Source organism: Maribacter aquivivus, assembly GCF_900142175.1.
GTDB classification, from domain to species: domain Bacteria; phylum Bacteroidota; class Bacteroidia; order Flavobacteriales; family Flavobacteriaceae; genus Maribacter; species Maribacter aquivivus.
In genome coordinates this window covers 1-25769 of sequence record NZ_FQZX01000007.1, presented here as the reverse complement: position 1 = coordinate 25769, position 25769 = coordinate 1, and the positions used below count along the sequence as shown (strand labels likewise).

Annotated in this window: 23 protein-coding genes, 2 tRNA genes and 1 rRNA gene; 12 read left to right on the top strand and 14 right to left on the bottom strand. The window is 35.1% G+C overall.

Annotated features, from left to right (window positions below; genetic code table 11):
• Window positions 1-296 (bottom strand): 16S ribosomal RNA (locus BUC31_RS19760); the annotation flags it as partial.
• Between the two features lie 710 nt (window positions 297-1006).
• On the opposite strand from BUC31_RS19760, the gene thrS reads away from it, so the two are divergent.
• The 4 genes from thrS (at window position 1007) to rplT (ending at window position 4289) form a co-directional block, all read left to right on the top strand.
• A complete protein-coding gene (gene thrS, locus BUC31_RS19755; RefSeq protein ID WP_073247491.1) occupies window positions 1007-2953 on the top strand; it encodes a threonine--tRNA ligase in 1947 nt (648 codons plus the stop codon).
• 25 nt (window positions 2954-2978) lie between these two features.
• Window positions 2979-3536, top strand: coding sequence for a translation initiation factor IF-3 (gene infC, locus BUC31_RS19750; protein ID WP_084135105.1), 558 nt, complete (start codon window positions 2979-2981; stop codon window positions 3534-3536).
• A gap of 116 nt (window positions 3537-3652) precedes the next feature.
• Window positions 3653-3850 (top strand): 50S ribosomal protein L35, encoded by a 198-nt coding sequence (rpmI, locus tag BUC31_RS19745; protein ID WP_027064530.1) that lies wholly within the window; start codon window positions 3653-3655, stop codon window positions 3848-3850.
• Between the two features lie 94 nt (window positions 3851-3944).
• Entirely contained in the window at window positions 3945-4289 is a 345-nt protein-coding gene (gene rplT / locus BUC31_RS19740; protein ID WP_073247486.1) for a 50S ribosomal protein L20, read from the top strand.
• Window positions 4290-4325: 36 nt separating this feature from the next.
• On the opposite strand, the gene BUC31_RS19735 is transcribed toward rplT, so the two are convergent.
• Both BUC31_RS19735 and BUC31_RS19730 read right to left on the bottom strand, forming a co-directional pair.
• Window positions 4326-4604 (bottom strand): EF-hand domain-containing protein, encoded by a 279-nt coding sequence (locus tag BUC31_RS19735; protein ID WP_073247483.1) that lies wholly within the window; start codon window positions 4602-4604, stop codon window positions 4326-4328.
• A gap of 33 nt (window positions 4605-4637) precedes the next feature.
• Window positions 4638-5060 (bottom strand): secondary thiamine-phosphate synthase enzyme YjbQ, encoded by a 423-nt coding sequence (locus BUC31_RS19730; protein WP_073247481.1) that lies wholly within the window; start codon window positions 5058-5060, stop codon window positions 4638-4640.
• 90 nt (window positions 5061-5150) lie between these two features.
• Here BUC31_RS19730 and BUC31_RS19725 point away from each other — a divergent pair, with 90 nt between their 5' ends.
• A complete protein-coding gene (locus BUC31_RS19725) occupies window positions 5151-5945 on the top strand; it encodes a Cof-type HAD-IIB family hydrolase (protein ID WP_073247479.1) in 795 nt (264 codons plus the stop codon).
• Window positions 5946-5960: 15 nt separating this feature from the next.
• On the opposite strand, the gene BUC31_RS19720 is transcribed toward BUC31_RS19725, so the two are convergent.
• On the bottom strand, window positions 5961-6950 hold the full coding sequence (locus tag BUC31_RS19720) for a helix-turn-helix domain-containing protein (RefSeq protein ID WP_073247477.1): 990 nt from the start codon (window positions 6948-6950) through the stop codon (window positions 5961-5963).
• 129 nt (window positions 6951-7079) lie between these two features.
• Here BUC31_RS19720 and BUC31_RS19715 point away from each other — a divergent pair, with 129 nt between their 5' ends.
• Together BUC31_RS19715 and BUC31_RS19710 are read left to right on the top strand one after the other, a co-directional pair.
• The gene (locus BUC31_RS19715) at window positions 7080-9497 is read left to right on the top strand and encodes a TonB-dependent receptor (protein WP_084135104.1); all 2418 of its coding nucleotides are present in this window, start codon (window positions 7080-7082) and stop codon (window positions 9495-9497) included.
• A 20-nt stretch (window positions 9498-9517) separates the two neighbouring features.
• Window positions 9518-10879 carry a hypothetical protein gene (locus tag BUC31_RS19710; protein WP_073247475.1) on the top strand — a complete coding sequence of 454 codons (1362 nt, stop codon included), beginning with the start codon at window positions 9518-9520 and terminating at the stop codon, window positions 10877-10879.
• An 89-nt stretch (window positions 10880-10968) separates the two neighbouring features.
• On the opposite strand, the gene BUC31_RS19705 is transcribed toward BUC31_RS19710, so the two are convergent.
• The 6 genes from BUC31_RS19705 to tgt form a co-directional block, all read right to left on the bottom strand.
• A complete protein-coding gene (locus BUC31_RS19705) occupies window positions 10969-12231 on the bottom strand; it encodes an asparagine synthetase B (RefSeq protein WP_073247473.1) in 1263 nt (420 codons plus the stop codon).
• Between the two features lie 164 nt (window positions 12232-12395).
• Window positions 12396-13946: a replicative DNA helicase gene (gene dnaB / locus BUC31_RS19700; RefSeq protein ID WP_073247471.1), complete on the bottom strand. Its 1551-nt coding sequence runs from the start codon at window positions 13944-13946 to the stop codon at window positions 12396-12398.
• A gap of 166 nt (window positions 13947-14112) precedes the next feature.
• Window positions 14113-15066, bottom strand: coding sequence for an acetyl-CoA carboxylase carboxyltransferase subunit alpha (locus BUC31_RS19695; RefSeq protein WP_073247469.1), 954 nt, complete (start codon window positions 15064-15066; stop codon window positions 14113-14115).
• A gap of 49 nt (window positions 15067-15115) precedes the next feature.
• Window positions 15116-16015, bottom strand: coding sequence for a DMT family transporter (locus BUC31_RS19690; protein WP_073247467.1), 900 nt, complete (start codon window positions 16013-16015; stop codon window positions 15116-15118).
• Complete coding sequence (locus BUC31_RS19685) at window positions 16002-17084, bottom strand: LptF/LptG family permease (RefSeq protein WP_073247465.1); 1083 nt, start codon at window positions 17082-17084, stop codon at window positions 16002-16004. Before BUC31_RS19685 ends, BUC31_RS19690 begins: the two co-directional genes overlap by 14 nt.
• Window positions 17084-18214 (bottom strand): tRNA guanosine(34) transglycosylase Tgt, encoded by a 1131-nt coding sequence (gene tgt / locus BUC31_RS19680; protein ID WP_073247497.1) that lies wholly within the window; start codon window positions 18212-18214, stop codon window positions 17084-17086. The genes BUC31_RS19685 and tgt overlap by 1 nt, the downstream gene beginning before the upstream one ends.
• Before the next feature lie 239 nt (window positions 18215-18453).
• Here tgt and BUC31_RS19675 point away from each other — a divergent pair, with 239 nt between their 5' ends.
• On the top strand, window positions 18454-19044 hold the full coding sequence (locus BUC31_RS19675) for a porin family protein (RefSeq protein ID WP_073247495.1): 591 nt from the start codon (window positions 18454-18456) through the stop codon (window positions 19042-19044).
• A 70-nt stretch (window positions 19045-19114) separates the two neighbouring features.
• Here the strand turns inward: BUC31_RS19675 and BUC31_RS19670 are convergent, their stop codons facing one another.
• The gene (locus BUC31_RS19670) at window positions 19115-20077 is read right to left on the bottom strand and encodes an FKBP-type peptidyl-prolyl cis-trans isomerase (protein WP_073247463.1); all 963 of its coding nucleotides are present in this window, start codon (window positions 20075-20077) and stop codon (window positions 19115-19117) included.
• A 78-nt stretch (window positions 20078-20155) separates the two neighbouring features.
• Here BUC31_RS19670 and BUC31_RS19665 point away from each other — a divergent pair, with 78 nt between their 5' ends.
• Window positions 20156-20584: an RNA-binding S4 domain-containing protein gene (locus BUC31_RS19665; RefSeq protein WP_073247493.1), complete on the top strand. Its 429-nt coding sequence runs from the start codon at window positions 20156-20158 to the stop codon at window positions 20582-20584.
• A gap of 48 nt (window positions 20585-20632) precedes the next feature.
• Window positions 20633-21130, top strand: coding sequence for a phosphoribosyltransferase family protein (locus BUC31_RS19660; protein WP_073247461.1), 498 nt, complete (start codon window positions 20633-20635; stop codon window positions 21128-21130).
• On the opposite strand, the gene BUC31_RS19655 is transcribed toward BUC31_RS19660, so the two are convergent.
• On the bottom strand, window positions 21122-21637 hold the full coding sequence (locus BUC31_RS19655; protein ID WP_396627754.1) for a shikimate kinase: 516 nt from the start codon (window positions 21635-21637) through the stop codon (window positions 21122-21124). The two genes, BUC31_RS19660 and BUC31_RS19655, sit on opposite strands and share 9 nt — an antisense overlap.
• A 140-nt stretch (window positions 21638-21777) precedes the next feature.
• Between BUC31_RS19655 and BUC31_RS19650 the strand changes: the two genes are divergently transcribed.
• A tRNA-Lys gene (locus tag BUC31_RS19650) sits at window positions 21778-21853 on the top strand.
• Window positions 21854-21948: 95 nt separating this feature from the next.
• A tRNA-Lys gene (locus BUC31_RS19645) sits at window positions 21949-22021 on the top strand.
• Between the two features lie 443 nt (window positions 22022-22464).
• On the opposite strand, the gene bglX is transcribed toward BUC31_RS19645, so the two are convergent.
• Window positions 22465-24738: a beta-glucosidase BglX gene (bglX, locus tag BUC31_RS19640; RefSeq protein ID WP_073247458.1), complete on the bottom strand. Its 2274-nt coding sequence runs from the start codon at window positions 24736-24738 to the stop codon at window positions 22465-22467.
• 212 nt (window positions 24739-24950) lie between these two features.
• The coding region (locus BUC31_RS19635; protein WP_211573896.1) for an OmpA family protein at window positions 24951-25769 on the bottom strand (819 nt) is incomplete at its 5' end.

Genomic DNA, 25769 nt, shown 5'->3' with positions numbered 1-25769 from the left:
CAGGGCCCCTACCCATCGTAGTCTTGGTAAGCCGTTACCTTACCAACAAACTAATGGGACGCATGGCCATCTTGTACCGCCCGAAGGCTTTAACCACATCCTGATGCCAGAGCGTGGTACTACGGGGCATTAATCCAAGTTTCCCTGGGCTATTCCCCTGTACAAGGTAGGTTCCATACGCGGTGCGCACCCGTGCGCCGGTCGTCAGCGGAGCAAGCTCCCTGTTACCCCTCGACTTGCATGTGTTAGGCCTGCCGCTAGCGTTCATCCTGAGCCAGGATCAAACTCTTCATCGTTGTTTTGTAAATATTCGTCCCAACGAAGTCCAAATTTCTCCCGGCCCCGACTCTCGATTCAATTCCTTATATATGCCTTTCGATTTCTCCCCAGACATACACTAAATTATATGTTTCCTTAATTCTTGTTCCTCTCGTCCAGGTCCTCACCTGAACTCGATTCTTATCTCCACAATATTTCAATGAACTTCTATCCACTCCGCATCAAATCTCTCGATTTCTTCGCTTCGTTTCCCTTAGGTGTTTCCCTAAGCGGCTGCAAATATACAACTGTTTTTTAACCTGACAACTTATTTTGAAAAAAAATATTTTTTCTTTTTTCCCAGATCAAATCAACATATACATGAACCTTTTTCCAACTCCCGATTCAGAAATTATCTTCCTCGTTTGCGGGGTGCAAATGTACACACTATTCTTAATATCACAACTATTTATTTAAATAAAATTAAAGAAAAATTTACATCAATATGCAACATCCTAATAAATAACACTTTAAGATTATAGCACATAATAAACAGATTGAATTTTACTAAAAAAGCTACTGATATATTCAAAAATGATCAAAGAATATGATTCTAAAACTGACACCATAACAACCTACACTAATAGCAAACTAAACAATACTATATGTATACCTTACATTATAGCGTGAATCTATTGCGGACGTGAATAGTTCATATTATCTTTGACACCCTATAATATGTACACAAATGATTAAAATTACACTTCCAGACGGATCGGTTAAGGAATTTGAAAAAGATACAACCCCAATAGCGGTTGCTAAAAGCATAAGCGAAGGATTAGCACGTAATGTTATTTCTGCAAAATTCAACAATACCATTGTTGAAACCACCACACCATTACACACTGACGGGAGCTTAATTTTATATACATGGAATGACAAAGAAGGTAAAACCGCTTTTTGGCATTCAACATCACATATTGTAGCCCAAGCTATAGAAGAACTTTACCCAGGAGTAAAACTTACTATAGGCCCGGCTATTGATAATGGATTTTATTATGACGTTGAACTTCCTACAGGTTCTATTTCTGATAAAGACTTCCCTACCATAGAAAAGAAAGCACTAGAAATTGCAAGAGGGAAGCACGATTATAAAATGAGAGAAGTTTCAAAAGCAGAAGCTCTTGATTTTTACAAAAACCAAGGTAATGAGTATAAGGTAGAATTGATAGAAAACCTTGAAGATGGTACTATTACATTTTGCGACCATGACACCTTTACAGATTTATGTCGTGGTGGTCATATTCCAAATACAGGAATTGTAAAAGCAATTAAAATATTAAGTGTTGCCGGTGCGTATTGGAGAGGAAATGAAAACAATCCACAACTAACACGTATATATGGTATATCATTTCCAAAACAGAAAGAGCTTACTGAATATTTAGCACTTTTAGAAGAAGCTAAAAAACGTGACCATAGAAAGCTAGGTAAAGAATTAGAACTATTTACTTTTTCTCAAAAAGTAGGACAAGGTTTACCTTTATGGCTACCTAAAGGAGCTGCACTAAGAGAACGTTTAGAACAATTCTTGAAAAAGGCACAAAAGAAAGCTGGTTATGAAATGGTAGTTACTCCTCATATTGGTCAAAAGGAACTATATGTTACCTCTGGACATTATGAAAAGTATGGAGCTGATAGCTTTCAACCTATTCATACACCAAAGGAAGATGAAGAGTTTTTGTTGAAACCAATGAACTGCCCACATCACTGTGAAATTTATAACGCTAAACCATTTAGCTACAAAGAACTTCCTAAAAGATTTGCTGAATTTGGTACTGTATATAGATATGAACAAAGTGGAGAGCTACATGGACTAACTAGAGTAAGAGGGTTTACTCAAGATGACGCACATATTTTTTGCACACCAGATCAATTAGATGAAGAATTTAAAGAAGTAATAGATTTGTCATTATATGTACTTGGATCCTTAGGCTTTGATGATTTCACTGCTCAAGTATCGGTACGTGATTTAGACACACCAGAAAAATATATTGGATCAGTAGAAAACTGGGAAAAAGCAGAACAAGCTATTATAAATGCCGCTAAAGAAAAAGGACTTAATTATGTCATAGAAAGTGGCGAAGCTGCTTTTTACGGACCTAAGTTAGATTTCATGGTAAAAGATGCTTTAGGTAGACAATGGCAATTGGGTACAATTCAGGTAGATTACAACCTTCCAGAAAGATTTGATTTAACCTATAAAGGCAGTGACAATGAGCTACACAGACCAGTAATGATACATCGTGCTCCCTTTGGAAGTATGGAACGTTTTATAGCATTATTAATAGAACACACAGGTGGTAATTTCCCTTTATGGTTAACCCCTGAACAAGCTATTATTCTTCCTGTTAGCGAAAAACATGAAAAATATGCTCAAAAAGTTTTAAAATCCCTAGAAAATAACGAAATTCGCGCCCTTATCGATAGTAGAAACGAGACTATTGGTAAGAAAATACGAGAAGCAGAAATGAGTAAAGTTCCATTCATGCTGATCGTAGGGGACAATGATGAAGTAGCAAACACCATTTCTGTGCGTAAGCATGGTGGTGAAGACTTAGGAGCGATAGACGTAACTATGTTTACAGACTTGGTCAACAAAGAAATAAATAGTACCTTAAAGACGTTTAAAGAATAGAAAGTTTAATTAAAATTATTTAGTCATAGCAATACGTAAAAGATTTAGACCACAACCTAGAAGGGAAAATAAGAATCCCCATAATATCAATGAAAAGATAACAGCCCCAAAAGTTAGGTTGGTAGGTGACAATGTTGAAGTAGGTGTATATCCTTTTCCTCAGGCTCTTGAGAAAGCAGAAGAATTAGGTTTGGATTTGGTGGAGATTTCCCCAAAGGCAGACCCTCCTGTTTGTAAAATAATGGAGTATAAAAAGTTTTTATACGAGCAGAAGAAAAGAGACAAAGCCATGAAAGCGAAAGCTTCTAAGGTTGTTGTTAAGGAAATAAGATTTGGTCCTAATACAGATGATCATGATTATGACTTTAAAAAGAAACACGCTGAAAAGTTCCTTAAAGAAGGAGCTAAACTAAAAGCGTACGTATTTTTTAAAGGTCGTTCTATTGTCTATAAAGATCAGGGTGAAATTCTATTATTGAAATTAGCCTCTGAATTGGAAGAATTAGGAAAGGTAGAACAGATGCCTAAATTAGAAGGAAAGCGTATGACAATGTTCATTGCGCCTAAGACTAAGGGAAAATAAAATAACACTTCGGCTTCGCATTGCGACCGAATGTATTTATAAAATACTAAACGCTGCTTACAATTGTGGGCAGCGTTTAGCATGCAAAGTGAGATTAATATATAAACTAGGAGAAAATGCCTAAACAAAAAACAAAATCCAGTGCTAAGAAGCGTTTTAAGCTTACAGGTACAGGTAAAATTAAAAGAAAGCACGCTTTTAAGAGTCATATTTTGACTAAAAAATCTAAAAAGCGTAAGCTAAAGTTAACACATGATGGTTTAGTTCATCAAGCAGACGTTAACAGTATTAAAGAGCAATTACGTTTAAAGTAAACAACTCTTTAACAGGTAAAATTATTAACCATGGAGTTAGGCTTTAAAAGTTTCTTAAATTAAAAGAACGCCTACTACAAAAAATTAGAAAAAAATGCCAAGATCAGTAAATGCAGTAGCTTCAAGAGCCAGAAGAAAAAAGGTAATGAAGCAAGCCAAAGGTTACTTTGGAAGACGTAAAAACGTTTGGACAGTAGCCAAAAATGCGGTTGAAAAAGCAATGTTATATGCTTACAGAGACCGTAGAAACAAGAAAAGAACTTTTCGTTCATTGTGGATTACCCGTATTAATGCAGGTGCTAGACAACACGGAATGTCTTACTCTCAATTTATGGGAAAAGTAAAAGCTAAGAATATAGAACTTAACAGAAAAGTTCTTGCAGATTTAGCAATGAATCACCCAGATGCCTTTAAGGCAGTTGTAGATCAGGTAAAATAAATTAATAACAATCTCACTTTTTGAAAAATCCGATTCTTACGAATCGGATTTTTTAATTTTAGATATTGCCGTTTTAAACTCTTCCCAATCAATTAACTCATCACCATTTTTATCATACCCTTCGATTAGCTTTGAAGACACAATACCTCTAATGAATCCACTTATTTCTGCATCTTTCAATAGCTTGACAGTTTCTGCCTTTGTAAGTTTCTGATCATTATCCTCATCAAAAAAATTAAAAGCCATTTCAGGAGTTTGAAAATGATTGGTGATTAGTATTTGAATTTTATTTAAAATAGATTCTTCTGTTGTCATATCCTTTTTACTTTATTTCAAGTTAGTCAAAAATCAATTTCCCCACAAAGTCAAAACTATATTTCTACCAGACGCATAATTTCTATGCTCACAAAGATAAACTCCCTGCCAGATACCCATATTTAATTTACCATTGGTTACCGGTATTTGTACCGAAGCACCCATTAATGATGCCTTAATATGTGCAGGCATATCGTCTGACCCTTCATAATCATGTTTGTAATACGGTACATTTTCAGGAACTAATACATTAATATGAGACTCAAAATCATCACGAACAGTTGGGTCTGCATTCTCATTAATTGTTAAACTTGCAGATGTATGCTTGATAAATACTTGTAAAAACCCTGTATGTATTTGTTTAATTTCAGGGATACTATTAATGACAAGATCCGTAATAATATGAAACCCTCTTTGATAAGACGGTAATGTAATCTCTTTTTGAAATAATTTCATACTTTATATATTATTAAATAAAGGTAAAACTTTGCTTTTAGCCACATTACTAAACTTGGTTGAAATATCTTTGTAGTAAAATAAAACTACATGGATTTATCAAAGATTAAAATGGTTGTTTCTGATATGGACGGGACACTTCTAAACTCCGATCACCAGGTCAGCGATCAATTCTTTGACATTTTTAAAGATTTAAAATCGCAAGGTATCATCTTTGTAGCTGCGAGCGGCAGACAGTACAATAGCATCATAGACAAATTAGCGTCTATAAAAGATGATATAATTGTTATTGCTGAAAATGGAGGTTTTGCCATGAAACAAAATACCGAAATTCTGGCTACACCTTTAGATAAAAACCATGTAAAAGATATTTTAAAAAGTTTAAACGAAATACCCAATATACACCCAGTACTATGCGGTAAACATCAAGCTTATTTAACTGGCAAATCAAATGAGTTTGTAAGCAAACTTGCTGAATATTATACCGAGTTTGAGATTATAGATAACCTTTCAGCTTTTGATTCTGAAGTCATCAAAATTGCCATTTATCATTTTGAAAGTAGCGAACAATATATATACCCGTTTGTAAAACACTTTGAGAGTGATTTGAAAGTTAAGGTTTCAGGTGAAAATTGGTTAGATATCTCTAATATAAATGCGCACAAAGGCTATGCATTAACCAAGGTTATGGAAAGTTATAATTTAAAATCTGATGAAGTAATGGTTTTTGGAGATTATAACAACGATTTAGAAATGCTTGCTTTATCTGACTTTGGGTTTGCTATGGAAAACGCTCATCCTAATGTAAAAAAAGTTGCTAAATACAGTACGTTAAGTAATGACGAAAATGGAGTGGAACATATATTAAAAATGCTTATCAAATAAAGTCATCGTCTCCAATTACTGTACTGCAGGTTTTAACTCACTTGGCACATACCCCATAGTTCTTTTAAAAGCAGTAGTGAAATGCTGCGGATTTGCATAACCTACTTCGTATGCTGCAAAAGCAATGGTTGCCCCGTCTTGGGTTATTAAACTCTTAGCAACCTCCATACGTATTGCTGTAATATATTTGAACACTGTCACCCCATATATTTTTTTAAAATCTCTTTTCAACTTGGTAGCATTAAAACCTGCTATATTCGCTAAATCTAAAATTTTCAATGGCTCCTTTAAGTTATTTCTAATGTGTGCTTCTACCTTTACAATTGCCAAATAATCAGAATTCAATAATTTTATATTAGTCTTAGAAAGCTTAGAAGTTTGTCTGCCTAAAAGAAAATCTATCATTAAAACCGTCAATTTACTTTCTAAATATGTTTTTCTAATCTCTCCTTTATAAGGGCATTGAATTATCTCATTTATTTTACTCCGAATTTGAGGCGGAATAAATTTACTTTTATCCCATAATACAAAAGAATTTGAGTTAGTTATTGCTGCTTTTAATTTTTCAAAAGAGCTTTCAAATTCTGTTCCCAATAGGGTTTGAAGTAAACTAGGTTTTACATAAATCTCAAATAGCTTAGCATTTCCTTTAAAAAATATATCTCTACCCTCAGTTGTTGGGTAGTAAAACATATTACAGTGGTTTTCTGGTATTTGAACTAAATATTTGATATGCCTAAGAGGTTGATAACAATAAGTTCCCTCTAAAGAAAAATGAAGTTTTATTAAATGTTTGTCACTTGTTACACAAATTTCTGAATTGAACTGATGAATTAGGTCTAGATTAGAAAAGTCTGCACCTCTAATAAAAGAGTTATTATCCTTAGTGGTTACTTCTACTTCATTGAACTGAACAGAGTTATTAATGAACCCGTTTTTAAACAACTCACCTACTCGCAATTCTTTTCGTAACAACTCGCTATTTATATGCTTTTCCTCTCCCAATTCAATACTTCCTTTTGCGTATGTTTAAATTCCTTTCTCGGTACTTGCCTTCTCATTCCTGCTTTAGATTTGCAAAACTAATTTATTTAGACTTAATCTTAATAAAGATTAGTAGCTATTTTAAATCAAATGAAAAAAATCTTCACTGTTTTACCTTTCTTCATGTTCTTAATTGTTCAAGGACAGCAAATTTCAGGAACAGTTTCGGGTACCGTACAAGATACATCTGGCGATTCTTTACCATTTGCAAGTGTATTGGTTAAGGGACTAAAACTTGGTGTTCTTACTAATGATATTGGTTTCTACAGTATCAACAACATTCCAAAAGGAAAATACAACCTGGTAGTTTCATTTGTTGGTTATGGCACGCGCTCAATACCTTTTGAAATATCGGAAAGTAACAATAAAGTCAATCTTGATTTTACCCTACAAGAATCTACAGAGAATTTAGATGAAGTTACCATCAACGGTAAATCGCATGAAACGAAACTAGAAACAAAAGGTTTTGCTGTCAGCGCAATAAAAACAGAAGAAGCTAGCCTTAGAAATATACAAACCAACGAACTACTGAATACTACTGTTGGGGTAAAAATTCGTCAAAATGGTGGCTTAGGCTCAGATGTTACCTATAGTTTAAACGGATTATCTGGTAACTCGGTACGTATATTTATAGATGGTATTCCCATTTCAACTTACGGTAATTCATTCAACCTAAACAGTATACCTCCTTCAATGATTAAAAACATTGAAGTTTATAAAGGCGTGGTACCTGGTTATTTAGCCGACGACGCATTAGGCGGAGCTATTAATATAGTGCTCCACAATGACGCTAAAACTAACTTTAACGCATCTTTGTCTTATGGATCATTCAATACTACACAAGCCAGTGTAAATGGCTTATATCGATTTGAAAAATCAGGATTAACCGTTAAGGCTTCTCTTTTTCACAACTACTCTGATAATGATTATAAGGTATCGGGCAGAAGTGTTGTTGTTACCGGCTTAGGCGGGGTACAAACTCCTATAACCGCAAGAAGATTCAATGATGCTTACAGATCCACTGGTGGTAGAGCAGAAATAGGTTTTACCGATGTAAAATGGTCTGACCAATTTTTTATTGGTGTTACTGGATCTGATGATTATAAAGAAGTACAGCATGGAGCTTTTATGACCATAACCCCATATAAGGATAGGTTTTTAGAATCTGATGCGTTATTGGGAAGTATCAATTACCAAAAGAAAGATCTTTTCACAAAAGGGCTTGATGTTAAAGTGAACGGTTTATACGGAAAAAGAAACCGAGCTGTTAACGACACCGTTTCTTGGGCATATAGCTGGAACGGAGAAAGAGCAATTGATTTTAGAGGAAATGAATATCAATACACCTGGAGGTCTCAACAAGAAGGAGGCCCCACACTTGCTAAAATAAAAAGAAATGTAGCCTCTATAAGAAGTGGTATTTCTTACGCAATAAACGACCATCATAGTGTATCAATAAATCATGTGTATAGCGGAATCGACCGAGAAGATAGCGATGCCCTAAGATCCGTATTAGAAAACACTTTTGTAGGAACACGAGAATTGAAAAAGAATATATACTCCTTAACCTACGAGTTAACTGCATTTGATGAAAAATTAAAGGCAAATTTATTTGGCAAACATTACCAACAGAAATCTACTAGTATTGATCCTGCTATTGAATCTGACGCTGACGGAAATGATGTGGTAGTAGATGAAGTAGTCAGTAGCAATAAAAATTATGATGGCTATGGTTTTGCTGCTTCTTACGAAATTGTACCTAGTATCACCTTATTAGCATCCGCAGAAAAAGCAATTAGATTACCAGACGAAACTGAGATTTTCGGTAATGATGGTGATAACGTGGTAGCCAATTCAAGTATTGACCCAGAAAGCAGTGAGAACTTCAACTTAGGATTCAGATTTGGAAATTTCAATATTAAAAAACATGCTTTTACGATATCTACCAATGTTTTCACCCGTAACATAAAAGACAGAATTGGTCTACCTATTGAAACATCTTTGAATGTTGATGATGAATTAATTGTATATGTAAACCAAGGTAGTGGCACATCTAAAGGGTTTGATGCGCAACTAAATTACTCTTACGACAACAATTTTGGTTTGAATTTCAATATTTCTCGATTTGATCTTAAAATTGAAAACCAAGGAATAGAAATTAATGTGCCTAATACGCCATTTTTCACCATGAATGGTGGTTTACGTTATTCTTTCAAAGATTTAATTCAGAAGAAGTCTAGACTTAATGCATTTTACAATGTGTACTTCACCGATGAGTTTTCTTTCCTTACCGCTCAAGGTAGCAACACCGTTGGTAATGAGTTTTTTGCTGTTCCCCAACAAATATCACAAGATTTCGGACTTAGCTATGCATTTCCAAATAACAAATTTATAGTAAGTTTTGATATCAAAAATATATTCGACGAACCCGTTTACGATAATCTTTCTGTTCAAAAACCAGGAAGAGCTTTTTACCTAAAACTGAATTACGCAATAAATAAATTTTAATCTTTTAATTAATACTAAAAATGAAAAGAACGTTTCTAAATCTAAAAACCTTTGCTGCAATTATATTTACTGCTGGTCTTATGACCGCTTGCAGTAATGAAGACGATACTGTAGTAGTACCAGAAACAGATACAGAAGAACCAGATACTGTTGAACCGGAAGAGCCTAGATGGATTACTGTTGCGGGAGCTAAAATGGGAGAAGATCCTGGTGATGGTAATGGTGGAACTTTAATTTACGCAGTAACTAGTGTTGATGCTAAAAACCCTACTGTTTCTATTGAGCCTTTTGAAAACGGATTTATAGCACCTTCTAACAGGACGGCTAGATTGCAATCTTCTGAAGACGGTAATACTATTTTTAATATTAGCTACGCAGGTGATACTGGAGGAAATTATACTAAATACACTGTTGAAGGCGGACAGGTTTTTACTCCCTCAGGATCAGAAGTTAGTATAGCACCTTATGTAGGAACTGCTCCAAGATGGATAAAATTATTTGATGGAGATCAAACAGGTGCCGCTGTCTATGTAAATACAGAAAATGAATTTGATGAGAACGACAATTATACTCGAACAGAAGCAACTATTGGTGTAGTAACTTTAGATTTAGTAAATTCTTCTATTAAAGAATTTCAAGAGCATAGTGTTCCTTTGAGCGCAGAGGAAGAAGCTGCCGGTTATTATATCTCTAGAATAGACATGCCTACGTTAAATGCTGCAGGAAACAAATTATATATTGGTGCTCGTTTAAGCAAAGTTGATCCTTCTACCGCTGAAAGTGATAGCGATTTTGAGATTTTAGGTTCTAAAACCATTGTTTTAGACTACCCTTCCCTACTTAATCCTTCAGTTATTACTTCTACCGTTGGACATGGAAATACAAATGGCTACCGAAGTATCAATTCTTTCGAATACAACGGCAGTGTTTATCAAGCAAATCAAAGCGACCCTGAAGGTTCTCATATTTTAAAGATTGATTCAGATAATGAATATGATGATACTTACGATTTCAATTTGGACGATGCTTTAGGTATAGAAGGTGCATATATTTTAGCATGGAGACCAGCTGCAAATGGTAAAGCGGTATTAGCTTATCGTCATAATGGTTCTGCTGACGGTGTTGCTGGACTGCAAGGATTTTTTGCTTTAGTAGATCTAAATGCTAAGACTGCAGTAAAAATTAATGACATTCCTTATGATCCAGATTTCTACTTATTTCAATACCAAGGCTTTGTTGTTGAAGGAACAGAAATTTACCTTACTCAAGGTGCTGTTGGTCAAAACGGAAATATCTATGTTGTAGAAACAGAAACCGGTACAGTAACTAAAGGTGCTGAATTAGTGAATGTTGCAGGCAGTCACTTTATTGGAGTATTCTAGACCCATAGAAGAAACCTTATAAAAAAAACCGTGATCAATACGAAAGTATTGATCACGGTTTTTTATTTTAATCTGTACATAAATTGAACTCATGTCTTTTGCTTCTTCTTTCTGGCTGCCGGAAATAATACATTATTAAGTATTAAACGATACCCTGGTGAAGTTGGGTGTAACTCTAATTCGGTTTTTGGGTCCCCTACTCTATGTTGGTAATCTTCAGGATCATGACCACCATAGAAAGTAAAGAATCCCTTTCCTTTAATTCCGTGAATATACCTTGCTTCTTCGTTTAATTTATTTTCTCCTAACACTAATACTGTCGGCTTAATTTCAGAACGTGTAAAAGCAGTTGTCTGCCCCATGAATCCTTTTACCAAAGAGGTATGATTCTGGCAAAGCATCGTAGGCACCGGGTCCCATTTAGCCGAGAAATCCATCAGAGAAAAGTAATCAGATTCCTTTGGCACATTTCCTCTTTTATTTGTCATATCAATTGAAGAGAATTCATATTTCAGCGGACTACGTTCTAAGATAAAATCTGTAAAAGCGAAGGTCTTTCCAAAATCTAAATTTGCTTGATAGTTTGGATCTGAAGCATCACCATCGAACATAGGTTCTACAATATCGATACCATCAGCAGCTAAAGCAATATCAAAACTATCGGTTGCAGAACACATAGCAAACATGAATCCGCCACCAATAACATAGTTTCTTATTTTTACAGCTACTGCTCCTTTTTCTTCAGAGACCTTATCAAATCCTAATTTCTTAGCTAACTTTTCAGAATTCTTTTTTCCTTCTATATACCAAGGTGTTGCTCTATATGCTCCATAAAACTTACCATATTGACCAGTGAAATCCTCATGATGTAAATGAAGCCAATCATACAATGCTAACTTATCTCCTAATACTTCTTCATCATAAATAGTCGTATAAGGAATTTCGGCATACGTCAAAGCCATAGTTACCGCATCATCCCAAGGTTGTTTATCTTTTGGAGAATAGACTGCTATTCTTGGAGCCTTCTCTAATATTACAGCATCTTGATTTACTGATGGACTACTAATTTCATCTAGTATACCGTTTGCCTGCGCATCAGATAAGATTTCAAAGCTTACTCCCCTAATTTGACATTCCTTTCTAATACTTTCCCCATCTGGCAATAAAAAAGAACCACCTCGATAGTTTAATAACCATTGTACTTTTTGTTGCTTTGCCAATACCCAATAGGTAATTCCATAAGCTTTTAAATGGTTTTTCTGAGTATCGGAATCCATCGGAATCAATATGGATGATGCGAATAGCTGCACTGATAAAAGAAGAAAGAAAACTGATGATACAATTTTAGACATATATTATATTCAAGACATTAATTCAAAGATAAAGTAAAAACTTTGGTCGCAAATTGAGTTATCGTTAAAGGTATTGTAAAGTGATATTCCAGAAAATAGATTTGCTACAAACGCAAAAAGTCTCCACTAATGGAGACTTTTTAAATATATATTATTACTACAGTTTAAAAAGGAACATCGTTATCCTCATCCAAATCAGGACTACTATTCATGCTACTACCAAAGGCATCATCTGCACTTGGTAAGTTTTTCGTCGCAAACGGATTCTCTTCATTTGCATTCATTTTCGATTGGAACTCGAAAGGAGAGTCAAAATCATCAAGGTTATCGAACTTACCTTGATTACCTATAAACTTCAATCTAATATTTTCTAAACCACCATTACGGTGTTTTGCTACAATAAATTCTCCCTGACCTTGAGTTGGCGAACGTTCTTCATCATCCCACTCTTCTATCTTATAATACTCAGGTCTATAGATGAACGATACAATATCTGCATCTTGCTCGATTGCTCCAGATTCCCTCAAATCCGAAAGAATAGGTCTTTTACTACCACCACGTGTTTCAACAGCACGCGATAGCTGAGATAATGCAATTACAGGAATGTTCAATTCCTTTGCAAGCGCTTTTAAGTTTCGAGAAATAGTAGATATCTCCTGTTCCCTATTTCCTCCTTTTTGACTCCCACCTGCTGTCATTAACTGCAAATAATCGATCATAATCATTTTTATACCATGCTGAGAGGCAAGACGCCTTGCTTTTGCACGTAAATCGAAAATGGATAGTGACGGAGTATCATCAATAAACAAAGGTGCTTTTTCTAAAGTTTTCACTTTAACATTCAATTGTTCCCACTCATGCTTTTCAAGCTTACCCGTCCTTAGTTTTTCTGAAGACAAACCAGTTTCAGAAGAAATTAGTCTTGTTATTAGCTGTACCGAGGACATCTCTAAAGAGAAGAAAGCTACAGGTGTATTTGTATTTACAGCCATATTTCTCGCCATAGATAAGGTAAAAGCCGTTTTACCCATACCAGGACGTGCTGCAACAATAATTAAATCACTTGGCTGCCAACCCGAAGTAAGCTTATCTAGTTTATCGAAACCAGAGGCGACTCCACTCATCCCCTCTTTACCTGCAATCTCTTCAATTCGTTTTTTGGCTTGTATTACCAAATCTTGCGCAGTTTCTGCAGAACGCTTTAAGTTACCTTGGGTAACATCATATAATTTTGCTTCAGCAGTATCTAACAAGTCAAATACATCGATAGCCTCATCATATGCCTCCTCAATAATTTCACCAGAAATTTTAATCAAACTACGCTGAATAAACTTCTGGAGAATAATACGTGCATGAAACTCAATATGAGCAGATGACGCTACTTTTTGAGTCAATTTTATCAAGTAAAAATCTCCTCCACAAATCTCTAATTTACCTGATTTCTTAAGTTGTGAAGAAACGGTTAATAAATCGATCGGTTGTGACTCTTCAAAGAGAATAAAGATAGCCTCGTAAATAAATCTATGAGCGTCTTTATAGAAAACATCGGGGTGTAAAATATCGATAACTTCATCAACACCTTTTTTATCTATCATCATAGCACCCAACACAACCTCCTCTAAATCAATAGCTTGTGGTGGAATTTTACCTTTCTGAAGGCTTATAATATTAGATTTGTCAATCTTTCGAGCGACAAAAGGTTTTGTGTTCTCCATAGTGCGAAAGTATACAATTAACCTTTAGTTAACGTGAAAAACATCACTTTCGATGTTCACAGTTGACTAACAATTGACTGTTAATAAGTTACGATTTTCTGTTGATAACATAAAAAAACCGAGGAATAAAATCCTCGGTATATTTTTAAGAAGCCTAAAATGCAGATTAGCCGTTAAAAACGCCCATCTGTGCGTATTTATCCATACGCTGATTTACCAATTCTTTTGGTGATAACTTTTGCAAATCTTCAAAATGAGAAGAAATTTTATTTTTTACGGTTTCAAAAGTTTTTGGTCTATTAGCATGAGCACCACCTGCAGGTTCGCGAATGATTTCATCAATAAGTTTCAACTTTTTCATATCGGTCGCTGTCAGTTTCAAAGCTTCGGCGGCTCTTTCCTTATACTCCCAGCTTCTCCATAAAATTGAAGAACAAGATTCTGGAGAAATAACAGAATACCATGTATTCTCTAGCATTAACACCTTATCACCCACACCTATACCTAAAGCACCACCAGATGCTCCTTCACCAATTATCACAACAATTATAGGCACCTTAAGGCGTGTCATTTCAAGAATATTTCTTGCAATTGCCTCTCCTTGTCCTCTTTCTTCTGCTTCAATACCTGGGTAAGCACCTGGTGTATCTATTAAGCAAACTACAGGCACTTGGAACTTTTCAGCAGATTTCATTAAACGTAAAGCCTTCCTATACCCTTCTGGGTTGGCCATACCAAAATTTCTATACTGACGCGTTTTAGTATTGTATCCTTTTTGCTGACCAATAAACATATAGCTCTGATCACCAATTTTACCTAAACCACCGATCATGGCCTTGTCATCCTTTACAGTACGATCACCGTGTAGTTCCAAGAAGGTATCACCACAAATAGCTTTGATATAATCTAATGTATAAGGTCTATTTGGATGTCTAGATAACTGTACTCGTTGCCAAGCAGTTAAATTCTTATATATATCTTTTCTGGTTTCGGTAAGTTTCTTTTCAATCTGTTTACAAGTCTCGGTAACATCAACATCGCTTTCCTCTCCAATTACCATGCACTTGTCCAATTGCTCTTCCAATTCTTTAATTGGAAGTTCAAAATCCAAATATTCCATATTTCTATAAAGTTTCTTTAGTTGCGGCTCAAAGATAAAACTTTAATACCTAAATCTTGGGTACCCTTTTTTTAATATTCGCTCTTTGCTTTAAAATACCGTTTGCAATAACCGTACTGAGTATTATTAAGGCTCCCACATAAAACATTGGTTTCATTTTTTCTTCTGATCCAAATATGAACCAAGCCAGCAGAATACCATATACTGGCTCTAAATTTGTTGTTAGCATTACCGTATATGGTGTTAAAACTCGCATAATTTTCACTGATGCTATGAACGCATATGCTGTACAAATAAGCGCTAACACTATTAGATAAACCCAATCCATTTGAGGCAGCATCACCCATGACATATTAAAATCGCCTTTAAATAACAAGATTACAGATAAGAAAACCATTCCTACACCTAATTCATAAAAAGAGATAACTGATGGTTTGTGGTTCTGCACCAATTTTCCGTTTATCAACGAAAAAACAGCTGCTAAAAATGCCGATATCAATGCGATTATCATACCGTAGACATACTCCGTCTCTACTTTAAAAATCAAATAGAGTCCTGCTACGACCATTAACCCAAAGAATATCTCATAACCTATTATCTTTCGTTTATACCAAAAGGGTTCCATTAAGGCTGTAAAAAAAGCTCCCGTAGACATCATAGCCAAAGCAACAGATACGGTAGATACTTTTATAGCCAAAAAGAAGGTGACCCAATGTAATGCTACTACAATACCACCACCAACCAACCAGCAAAGTGTTTTTCTTGAAACCTTAATACTGAATTTTGCAAAAAAAATATAAATAGCAATAAATAGGGTCGCCATCCCCATTCTAATCCAAACCAATGGCAAAGAGTCAATGGTAATCAATTTGCCTAAAATGGCCGTAAAGCCCCAAATAAAGACAATAAAATGCAAGTGTAGTAAATTAAGAACTCTATCTTTTTGCATTTTGAAGTAGATAAAATGCCAGACATCCAAAAACTACATTAGGTATAATGACAGCGAGCAAAGGAGAAAAGCCAGATTGCTCGGCTAATACACCGAATACCTTATCAAAAAATATAAATATAAACGCAATTAAAATACCGAATGCCAAATTGGCTCCCATACCACCACGTCTTTTAACAGAAGAAACCGAAACAGCAATTATGGTTAAGATAAAGGCCGTTAATGGCAATGCCCAACGTTTGTACTTTACCAAAACATAAGTATTAATATTTGAGGCTCCCTTTCTTCTTTGATCTTTAATAAAAGTATCTAATTCAAAAAGGTTCTTTGTTTCTGCTACATATGACACAGGCGTTAAATCGCCTATATCAAAAGCAAAAATGGTATCTAAGCGGCGTTTACTTTCAATAATTGCGGTATCCCCTAAAACCGTTCGCTTTTTGTAAGATGTTAAGCGGTAGCTAGAGTCTTTTTCGACCCATCGAATATTAGCTGCAGATATTTTAAAATCTAGCTCATTATTTTCATCAAATCGCTCAAAAGTAAAGTTATGACCTAACTGTCTAGCGGGGTCAAAGCTGCTAACATATATAAAATCAGACTCATTCAACTGATTAAAAATATTGTTGGTCACCCGATCCTGTTTACCTTTTTTCAGGTATTTGTATTTAAATTCATTGAAGCCAACACTAGCATTTGGTACAATAAACATGGTCATAAAGAACATTAAAACAGCGACCATTGAAGCGCCTATTATATAAGGTCTTAAAAAACGACCATAAGAAACTCCAGAACTTAATATGGCAACAATTTCTGTATTGTTTGCCAACTTAGAGGTAAAGAATATTACGGAAAGGAATAGAAAAATAGGAAATAATAGATTACCAATGTAAATCGTAAAATTCACATAATACATTACTATTTCATTCAACGGTGCTTCGTTATCAATCATTTTACCGATCTGCTCTGCTAAATTCACCATTATACCAATGGGAATAAACAATAAGAGCATCAACGAAAATGTTGCTAGATACCGTTTTAGAATGTATTTATCTATTATTGATAGCATTATAGCCTTTTATCCATTTGTTTTACCATAATATCTTTCCAAGCTCTAAAATCACCTGCAATAATGTGCTTACGAGCTTCTCTCACTAACCACATATAAAAGCCTAAGTTATGAATTGTTGCAATTTGTTTGCCTAAATATTCATTGGCTGCAAACAAATGTCTTAAATATGCTTTAGAATACTCATGGTCTACAAAAGTAGTTCCCATTTCATCTATAGGGGAAAAATCATCTTCCCACTTCTTGTTCTTAATATTTATGGTACCATGTGCAGTAAACAACATTCCGTTTCTTGCATTTCTTGTTGGCATCACACAATCGAACATATCTATACCTAGGGCAATGTTTTCAAGAATATTAATTGGCGTACCTACGCCCATTAAATATCGTGGCTTATCTTCTGGCAAAATTTCGCAAACGACCTCAGTCATGCCATACATTTCTTCTGCCGGCTCACCAACTGAAAGTCCGCCAATAGCATTACCCTCCGCCCCAGCATTGGCAATATACTCAGCAGATTGCCTTCTTAAATCTTTATAGGTAGAACCTTGTACTATAGGAAAAAACGTTTGTTCATAATCATACTCAAAAGGTGTTTTTTCAAGATGATTAATACATCTATCTAACCACCTATGCGTCATATGCATAGATCGCTTTGCATAATTATAATCGCAAGGGTAAGGCGTACATTCATCAAATGCCATGATAATATCTGCGCCAATTACACGCTGAATCTCCATAACATTTTCAGGTGTAAATAAATGCATAGATCCATCTATATGCGATTTAAATTTTACCCCTTCTTCTTTTATCTTTCTATTCGCAGACAAAGAATATACTTGGTAACCGCCACTATCGGTAAGAATATTTCTATCCCAACCCATAAATTTATGGAGTCCGCCAGCTTTCTTTAAAATCTCTGTTTTAGGTCGAAGAAACAAATGATAGGTATTACCAAGAATAATATCTGGGTTTACCTCTTCTCTTAATTCTTTTTGATGCACTCCTTTTACAGACGCCACCGTACCCACCGGCATAAAAATTGGGGTTTCAATAGTACCATGGTCAGTAACAATAGTACCTGCCCTTGCCTTTGATTGTAAATCGGTATTATGTAGTGTAAACTTCAAATTTTCTAATTCTAGCTGCAAATATAATGAACTGTGTGGGGGAAAAACTTAATAAAAAGCAAAGATATTTCTGAAAGTAATAAACTTAAATGTTGGTTATAGTAACTTCATAAAATGAAAATTAACCCAAAAACACCTGTAAACAATAAAGATATTTAACCTCCGTTCTGATGGTATAACGAGAAAGGGAACAATTGGTATTGTATTTGATACCAATTTCACTCAAAACAACAATGATTATGAAAAAAACAATTTTAGTTGCCTTTATGGCGCTCTCTGGGTTTTATGGAATAGCACAGAGTGATTCGGGATTTGGAGTTAAAGGGGGATTAAACTACAACGCAAACGGAGATTATTTTGAATCTGCCGGTGATGCTGCAAAAAATCCGGATAGAAACGTAGGGTATCATGTAGGTGTTTTCGGAAAATTTGGAGCTTCTAAAGTATATGTAAGACCAGAACTGGTATACACCAAAACAAAGTCTGATTATGACGGAGCCGATTTTGACATGAGCAAATTAGATGTGCCTGTACTTTTAGGTATTAACCTAGTTGGTCCTTTACATGTTTTTGCCGGTCCTAGTTTTCAATATATTTTAGATACTGAGTTTGATGGTATTACTATTGATGACGTAGAAAATGATTTTTCAGTAGGGATGAATATTGGAGCCGGAGTAAATCTTGGTAAATTAGGGATAGACCTACGTTACGAAAGAGGATTTAGTGAAAATGAAATATCCTTTATTAACACCAACGTTACAACTCTAGGTCCTAGTAGAATCGATACTAGACCAGATCAATTGATATTAAGTTTGTCTTTGGCACTATAAACAAAACAGCAAGAAACAAAAAACCTCTTAAGAATTCTTAAGAGGTTTTTTTATGCTTTAAAGTGAAATACTATAAGTCATTATCAAGATGATCAGGCGTACCGTCACCATCTGTATCTAAGAAGCCAACAAAGTTGCCATCGGCATCTAGTTCAATTTCGTCAATTGTTAAAATACCATCACCGTCATCATCAGGATCTAAATAATTTGCAACATAGGTTCTAATATCAGCTTCTGCCTCTTCATTAGTATTATCATCATTCAGATAGCCGTTACCATTTAAATCTTCTAAAATTGAAGGGATTAAATCACCGTCCAAATCAGAATCTGGCTCATATGCAAAAGCATCTACCTTAAAAATTAATGGAGAATATGTAGGTACATCAGTATTAGGTGATGAATCAAAATATGCTAAAGCTGCTGGAATAAAAATAGCTCCAATACCATAATCCTCATAACTAATAGTTCCATCACCATTTTCGATAGGTCCTGTACCAGTTTGAAAATTTTTCATTCCATTACCAAATCCTCTTACCACAGAAGAAAGGTTAAAACGTATCGGCTGATTTACGGAAGCATCAAAAAGAGTTCCATCCAATAACAATCCTTCATATCTAAGAATAGAAAAATCACCAATTGTAGGTGTACCATCTACAACACCCTGCCTTACTACCAAAGTATATAAAGTTTGATCAATTGTCTCGTCATCATCTGCCCTCCCCAAATCTTCAGAATCAACGGTAATAGTTTGAGTAATTAAATTTGGACTATCAAATAGCGATTGCTTATCACTGTTATCACCGGCAATAGTATCGAATACAATTTTATAATCAAAACCTTCTGGTGGTGTATCAAACTCTTCTTTATTATAGAAATGTGTTTTTAAAAATTCTATGATTTCTGCGTCATCCTCTACGGTTACTTCGCTTAATAATCTTGGTGGTACAACTTCACCAATAGCATCATCGTCATTCTTACAAGAACTTATTATTAGTAAACCTGCTATTAGCAAATAGGCATTTTTCAATTTCATCAATAATTTATTTTGAACGCGCAAGATACAATTTTCCCTTATTTTTGTTTGGAAGTTAACAAAGAAATACAACCCGTAATGCGCATAGATAAATTCTTGTGGAGCACACGATATTTTAAAACCCGAAACATTGCATCGACAGCATGTAAAAAAGGGTATGCAAAAATTAACGGTATTACTGCTAAACCAGGAAAAGAGGTTTTTCCGATGGATGAAGTTGTGGTGCGCAAAAATCAGATAGATTATAAATTTACGGTTCTTGACATACCACCAAGTCGTGTTGGCGCCAAACTAGTAGACATTTATAGAAAAGACACTACACCTAAAGAAGCATTTGAACATAACGAACTCTTGCAATACTCTAAAGATTATTATCGTAAAAAAGGTATTGGCCGACCTACCAAAAAAGATAGAAGAGATATTGATGAGTATTTAGATGGCGATACAAATACTGATGAAACAAGCACTATAGAATCAGATAGTAAAAGTAAAGAAGTTGAAGATTAACTAAAACTTTTAAAAACATACCTATCTTTATTGTTTTAAGAACAGCATATGCAACATACCATACTTTCACATTTACAGATTCAACATAAAATAGAACGTATAGCATACCAAATCTATGAGGCAAATGTTTCTGAAGAAGAAATCATTATTGCAGGTATAGACGGTGGCGGACTAGCATTTGCAAAGAAAATTGTCGCTAAGCTTAAAAAGATTACCGAGGCAAAAATTGTACTGTGTAAATTATCTATGGATAAAACAGACCCGTTATCTAGCGGTGTAACCACGTCATTGCCAGATGCTGACTTCGTTAATAAATCGGTCGTTATCGTAGATGATGTTTTAAATTCTGGTACTACCTTAATATATGGTGTGCACCATTTTCTAAAAACTCCATTAAAGCAACTTAAAACTGCCGTTTTGGTGAATAGAAACCATAAAAAGTATCCGGTTAAAGCAGACTATAAAGGTATTTCATTATCTACCTCTTTACAAGAGCATGTAAACGTTCATTTTGAAACCAAAAACGATAGAGTCTATTTAGACTAGTTTGTTTACAATCATTTCAGCAATCTCTGTAGGAGTATTATTATTACTTTTTACCTTTTGATGTGCTTGATTATAAAAGTAGCTTCTCTCGAATAAATGCTTCCCAATAAATTCAGTCAGTTCTTCATCTTGTAAATGAGAAATCATGGGGCGATGACTTTTTTCTTTTATCAGGCGATCAAAAAGTTCATTTATACCCACATTTAAATAGAAAGAATTGGCAGTTTTTTCATTTACAAAGGTCATATTAGTACCAAAACAAGGAGTACCACCACCTAAAGAAAGCACAAAACTGTCTTCACTTGAAAAAATTTTATTTAAATATTCTATTTCTTTTTTTCTAAAATAGATTTCTCCTTTGGTCTCAAAAATGGAAGCAATAGACATTGCTTCACCTTCTTCAATATAGTCATCTAAATCTAAAAATTTAATATTCAAATGGTTAGCTATAATTCTACCAACAGTAGATTTGCCACTACCCATATACCCTAACAATACTATTTTCAAGTTTTTCATTTGTACAAAATTGGACTAATTAATACGCTTTTCAAAAAAAAATAAATTTATATTGAAAAGGGTTTGTAAAATAAAGTAATCGACTTATATTTGCACCCGCATTGAGGGAATTATTTTCCGAATTTGCTTTTGACCTGGTAGCTCAGTTGGTAGAGCATCTCCCTTTTAAGGAGAGGGTCCTGGGTTCGAGCCCCAGCCCGGTCACCAATAAATAGTAGCCTCTTCACCAAAAAGAGGCTTTTTTATTTAAGCGTTCAAACTTATTTTATAAGTAATTAACGCTAACGTTCTTATGATTTTTTGACCTGGTAGCTCAGTTGGTAGAGCATCTCCCTTTTAAGGAGAGGGTCCTGGGTTCGAGCCCCAGCCCGGTCACTTTTAAACCTTCAAATATTTATTATTTGGAGGTTTTTTTGTTTGTAGTAATTTTTATAGTTTATAAAAAAGTACTTTCCTAACTAAACTCAAACTATTCTTCTTCTGAATCTATACTAAAACATTACTATCTAAAATTTAATATACGAATCTACTAAGTTGATTATAGAAAGTTTTAAAATATTTTAAAAAAAACTATCCTTCTTTATTGGTCAAGCACAAATAATTCTAATTGATATAACAACATGAAAGGTTTACAGTTGGATATAAACGGGAAGGTCACGTAGCGTAGCAATTCAAAAAACGGTAAAACTATAGATTGCCCACACGTCATGGTCCGCAATGTGATGACCAAAGAATAAATTATTATATAAGATTGGTAAGATCAATAAACTAATGATAGCTTCTAATTTTCAGAAACTGAAAATTAGAAGCTATTCTTTTTAGTCTTTCAATGTAAAATCAGAAGCTAACTGAGTATTAGAGCTTCCACCGATAAAGACCTTAAAGTCGCCCGTTTCAGATTCCCATATATTATTTGCAGAATAGAATTCTAAAGTCATAGGAGTGATAACAAAGCTCACATTTTTAGTCTCACCAGGCTTTAAAGAAATCATTCTAAAATCTTTTAATTCTTTTACAGGTCTAGTGATACTGGCAAACAAATCTTGAATGTATAATTGAACCACTTCTTTACCTTCATATTTACCGGTATTAGACAAATCGAAACTGACTTTCAACTCTCCAGTTTTGTTTAAGGAATTTGTATTTAATTTTAAGTTGTCATAGGTAAATTCAGTATAACTTAACCCATAACCAAACTCATATAAAGGTGTGTTTACTTCATCTGTATAGTGCGTCCAGAAAACAAGATCATCACCAGGATACGTTGGTCTTCCTGTACTTAAATAATTATAATACAAAGGTACCTGACCCACGTTTCGTGGAAAAGTCATAGGCAATTTACCACTTGGGTTATAATCGCCATAAAGTACTTTGGCAATAGCATCGCCACTAGTTGAACCCAATTGCCAAGCTTCTACTATTGCAGGTATATTTTCATCTGCCCAATTAATAGTCAACGGTCTTCCATTCATTAAAACCAAAACTATGTTCTTATTTACCGCATATACAGCTTCTAATAATTCTTGTTGTAAACCAGGTAAATCTAAACTAGCCCTACTTCTACCCTCTCCAGACTGAAAACCATGCTCTCCTAATACCATGACAACTACGTCTTTATTTTTAGCTACTTCTACCGCTTCTGCAATACCAGTTCTATCTGTAGTGTTTATATCAATTTCAAAGACAAAAGCTTCCTTACCTTTTACCAACTCTACTCCTTTTTCGTGGTGCAGTTTATTTCCTTTGTATTTCTTTAAGCCTTCCATTACAGATACTGCAGAATTATCTTCCGCGGCAAGTCTCCAACCACCTAATGGACTGTTTTTATCTGCCGCCAACGGACCAATAACCGCTATGTTCATTCCCTTCTTTTTTAAAGGCAATAATTGGTTCTCGTTTTTTAGAAGCACTATAGACTTTTCAGCCATATCTAATGCTATCGCTTTATTTTTGACGCTTCCTATTACTTCTTTTTCTCGCTCTTCGTTACAATATTTGTAAGGGTTATCAAAAAGACCTAATTCATATTTTACCCTTAAAATTCGTCTTACGGCATCATCAATTTTATCAACGGAAACTTTACCTTCATCTACCAAAATTTTTAAATGCTTTACATACAAATAAGATTCCATATCCATATCGCTACCTGCATTTGCTGCACTTTCAGCAGCAGCTTTTCCATCTTTAGAATACCCATGAGCAACCATTTCAGCCATTGAACCCCAGTCAGAAACCACAAACCCTTGGTAATCCCATTCTCCTTTTAAAACCTCTCTTTGTAAAAAGGAGTTACCGGTAGCTGGTATACCATTAAGTACATTAAATGAATTCATGAATGTTTTTACATCAGCCTCTATCGCTGCCATAAACGGCGGAAAAATGGTATTGTACAATGTTGATGTACCCACATCTACCGTATTGTAATCTCTACCTGCTTCTGAAAAACCATAACCGGCAAAATGTTTAGCTGTTGCCGCTATAGTATTTGGTGCAGAAAGGTCTTCGCCTTGAAACCCTGTAATTCTTGCTTTTGCAATTTGACTACCTAAATATGGATCTTCGCCTGCACCTTCCATAACCCTGCCCCAACGGGCATCTCTAGATATATCTACCATTGGGGCAAATGTCCAGTTAATTCCTGCTGCAGATGCTTCATCGGCAGCCATAGCCGCAGATGCTTTTATAGCATACATATCCCAACTAGCAGATTCTGCCAGTGGTATTGGGCTCTGTGTTCTATATCCATGAATTACATCATAACCAATAATTAAAGGGATACCTAATCTAGATTCTTCAACAACAATCTTCTGTACCTTACGAACTTCTTCTACACCCGTAACATTTAACATAGAGCCTACCCAACCATTTTTAAGATGCTCAAATTTATTAGAGGCATCACCTTCTTCTGGTATAGGACCTGTAACATTCCAAAAACCATTATACTGGTTCATTTGACCTACTTTTTCCTCAAGAGTCATTAGCTCCATTAAGGAGTCTATCTTCTTTTCTACTACCACATCTAATTTTGTTTGTGCATAGTTACTATGGCCAAATACAAATAAACAGAAGGTAATTAATATATATTTTTTCATGCTTTCTATTATAATAAAGAGTTTAATGGTCAATGAAATATAACCTTGGAAGATTCGAATTTACTGCAAAATTATGATAATCCCCTAGCGTAATACATGTACTAAATCATTTAAATGCATGAAAATTTTCAAATTAGCTAAAATCTTAATCAACAAAAAAAAGGGAAGGAGCTATGCTCCTTCCCTTTTATATTTACTTAAAAAGTTTGATTCTATTCTACCACAATAAACTCTGACCTTCTGTTGAGTTGATGGTTCTCTTTGTTACAAGGTACACCATTGCTACAGCCATTGGTAAGCTCCGTCTCGCCATAGCCTTCATACGAGATCCTGTTGCTCGGGATACCTGCCGCTATTAGGTAATCGGCTGTTGCCTTTGCCCTGTTGGCGGATAATTTCATGTTGTACGCATCGTTAGCCCTTGAATCCGTATGCGAACGTACCTGTACGTTTACTCTTGGGTATTCGTTCAAATATGCCAATACCTTGTTGATACTGACCCTTGCATCTTCTCTGATGAAATACTTGTCAAAATCGAAGTAGATCGGTTCTATGTTCAGGTATTTCGCAAGGTCGGTACCTATCGGTGCAGATGGGTCCACTTGTGCCAGTACGATCTCTATACCCATGGCATCTTCTGCCTTGACGGTCATGAAGGTCTTGTTGCCTTCCTCATAGTCCGCTTTGCTAGCCACCACCTTATAACTTCCTTCCGCGCAGTTGCCTTCCATCTCGAACGCTCCGTTCTCGTCCGTGCTTGAACTCGATACCACTTTGTTATCCTTGTCGTATACCGTTACCGATGCATCCGTTAACAGTACATTGGTCTTTTGGTCCTTTACGATTCCCGTGATATTTGTATGACAGGTGAAGTCCAACGGCGTCATTTCCACAAAACTGTAGATATCGTCGTTGCCCTGTCCGCCTTTTCGGTTCGATGCGAAAAAGCCTTTCTTCGTCTCTTCGTTGATAATGTACGAGAAGTCGTCTTCCTCGCCGTTCAAAGGGCGTCCTACATTGTAGATCTCTCC

Bases quoted from the DNA above. Each gene is read 5' to 3' on its own strand.
- thrS (WP_073247491.1), top strand. From the start codon at position 1,007: ATGATTAAAATTACACTTCCAGACGGATCGGTTAAGGAATTTGAAAAA.
- rpmI (WP_027064530.1), top strand. From the start codon at position 3,653: ATGCCTAAACAAAAAACAAAATCCAGTGCTAAGAAGCGTTTTAAGCTT.
- rplT (WP_073247486.1), top strand. From the start codon at position 3,945: ATGCCAAGATCAGTAAATGCAGTAGCTTCAAGAGCCAGAAGAAAAAAG.
- BUC31_RS19735 (WP_073247483.1), bottom strand. From the start codon at position 4,604: ATGACAACAGAAGAATCTATTTTAAATAAAATTCAAATACTAATCACC.
- BUC31_RS19730 (WP_073247481.1), bottom strand. From the start codon at position 5,060: ATGAAATTATTTCAAAAAGAGATTACATTACCGTCTTATCAAAGAGGG.
- BUC31_RS19725 (WP_073247479.1), top strand. From the start codon at position 5,151: ATGGATTTATCAAAGATTAAAATGGTTGTTTCTGATATGGACGGGACA.
- BUC31_RS19715 (WP_084135104.1), top strand. From the start codon at position 7,080: ATGAAAAAAATCTTCACTGTTTTACCTTTCTTCATGTTCTTAATTGTT.
- BUC31_RS19710 (WP_073247475.1), top strand. From the start codon at position 9,518: ATGAAAAGAACGTTTCTAAATCTAAAAACCTTTGCTGCAATTATATTT.
- BUC31_RS19705 (WP_073247473.1), bottom strand. From the start codon at position 12,231: ATGTCTAAAATTGTATCATCAGTTTTCTTTCTTCTTTTATCAGTGCAG.
- dnaB (WP_073247471.1), bottom strand. From the start codon at position 13,946: ATGGAGAACACAAAACCTTTTGTCGCTCGAAAGATTGACAAATCTAAT.
- BUC31_RS19695 (WP_073247469.1), bottom strand. From the start codon at position 15,066: ATGGAATATTTGGATTTTGAACTTCCAATTAAAGAATTGGAAGAGCAA.
- BUC31_RS19690 (WP_073247467.1), bottom strand. From the start codon at position 16,015: ATGCAAAAAGATAGAGTTCTTAATTTACTACACTTGCATTTTATTGTC.
- BUC31_RS19685 (WP_073247465.1), bottom strand. From the start codon at position 17,084: ATGCTATCAATAATAGATAAATACATTCTAAAACGGTATCTAGCAACA.
- BUC31_RS19675 (WP_073247495.1), top strand. From the start codon at position 18,454: ATGAAAAAAACAATTTTAGTTGCCTTTATGGCGCTCTCTGGGTTTTAT.
- BUC31_RS19670 (WP_073247463.1), bottom strand. From the start codon at position 20,077: ATGAAATTGAAAAATGCCTATTTGCTAATAGCAGGTTTACTAATAATA.
- BUC31_RS19665 (WP_073247493.1), top strand. From the start codon at position 20,156: ATGCGCATAGATAAATTCTTGTGGAGCACACGATATTTTAAAACCCGA.
- BUC31_RS19660 (WP_073247461.1), top strand. From the start codon at position 20,633: ATGCAACATACCATACTTTCACATTTACAGATTCAACATAAAATAGAA.
- bglX (WP_073247458.1), bottom strand. From the start codon at position 24,738: ATGAAAAAATATATATTAATTACCTTCTGTTTATTTGTATTTGGCCAT.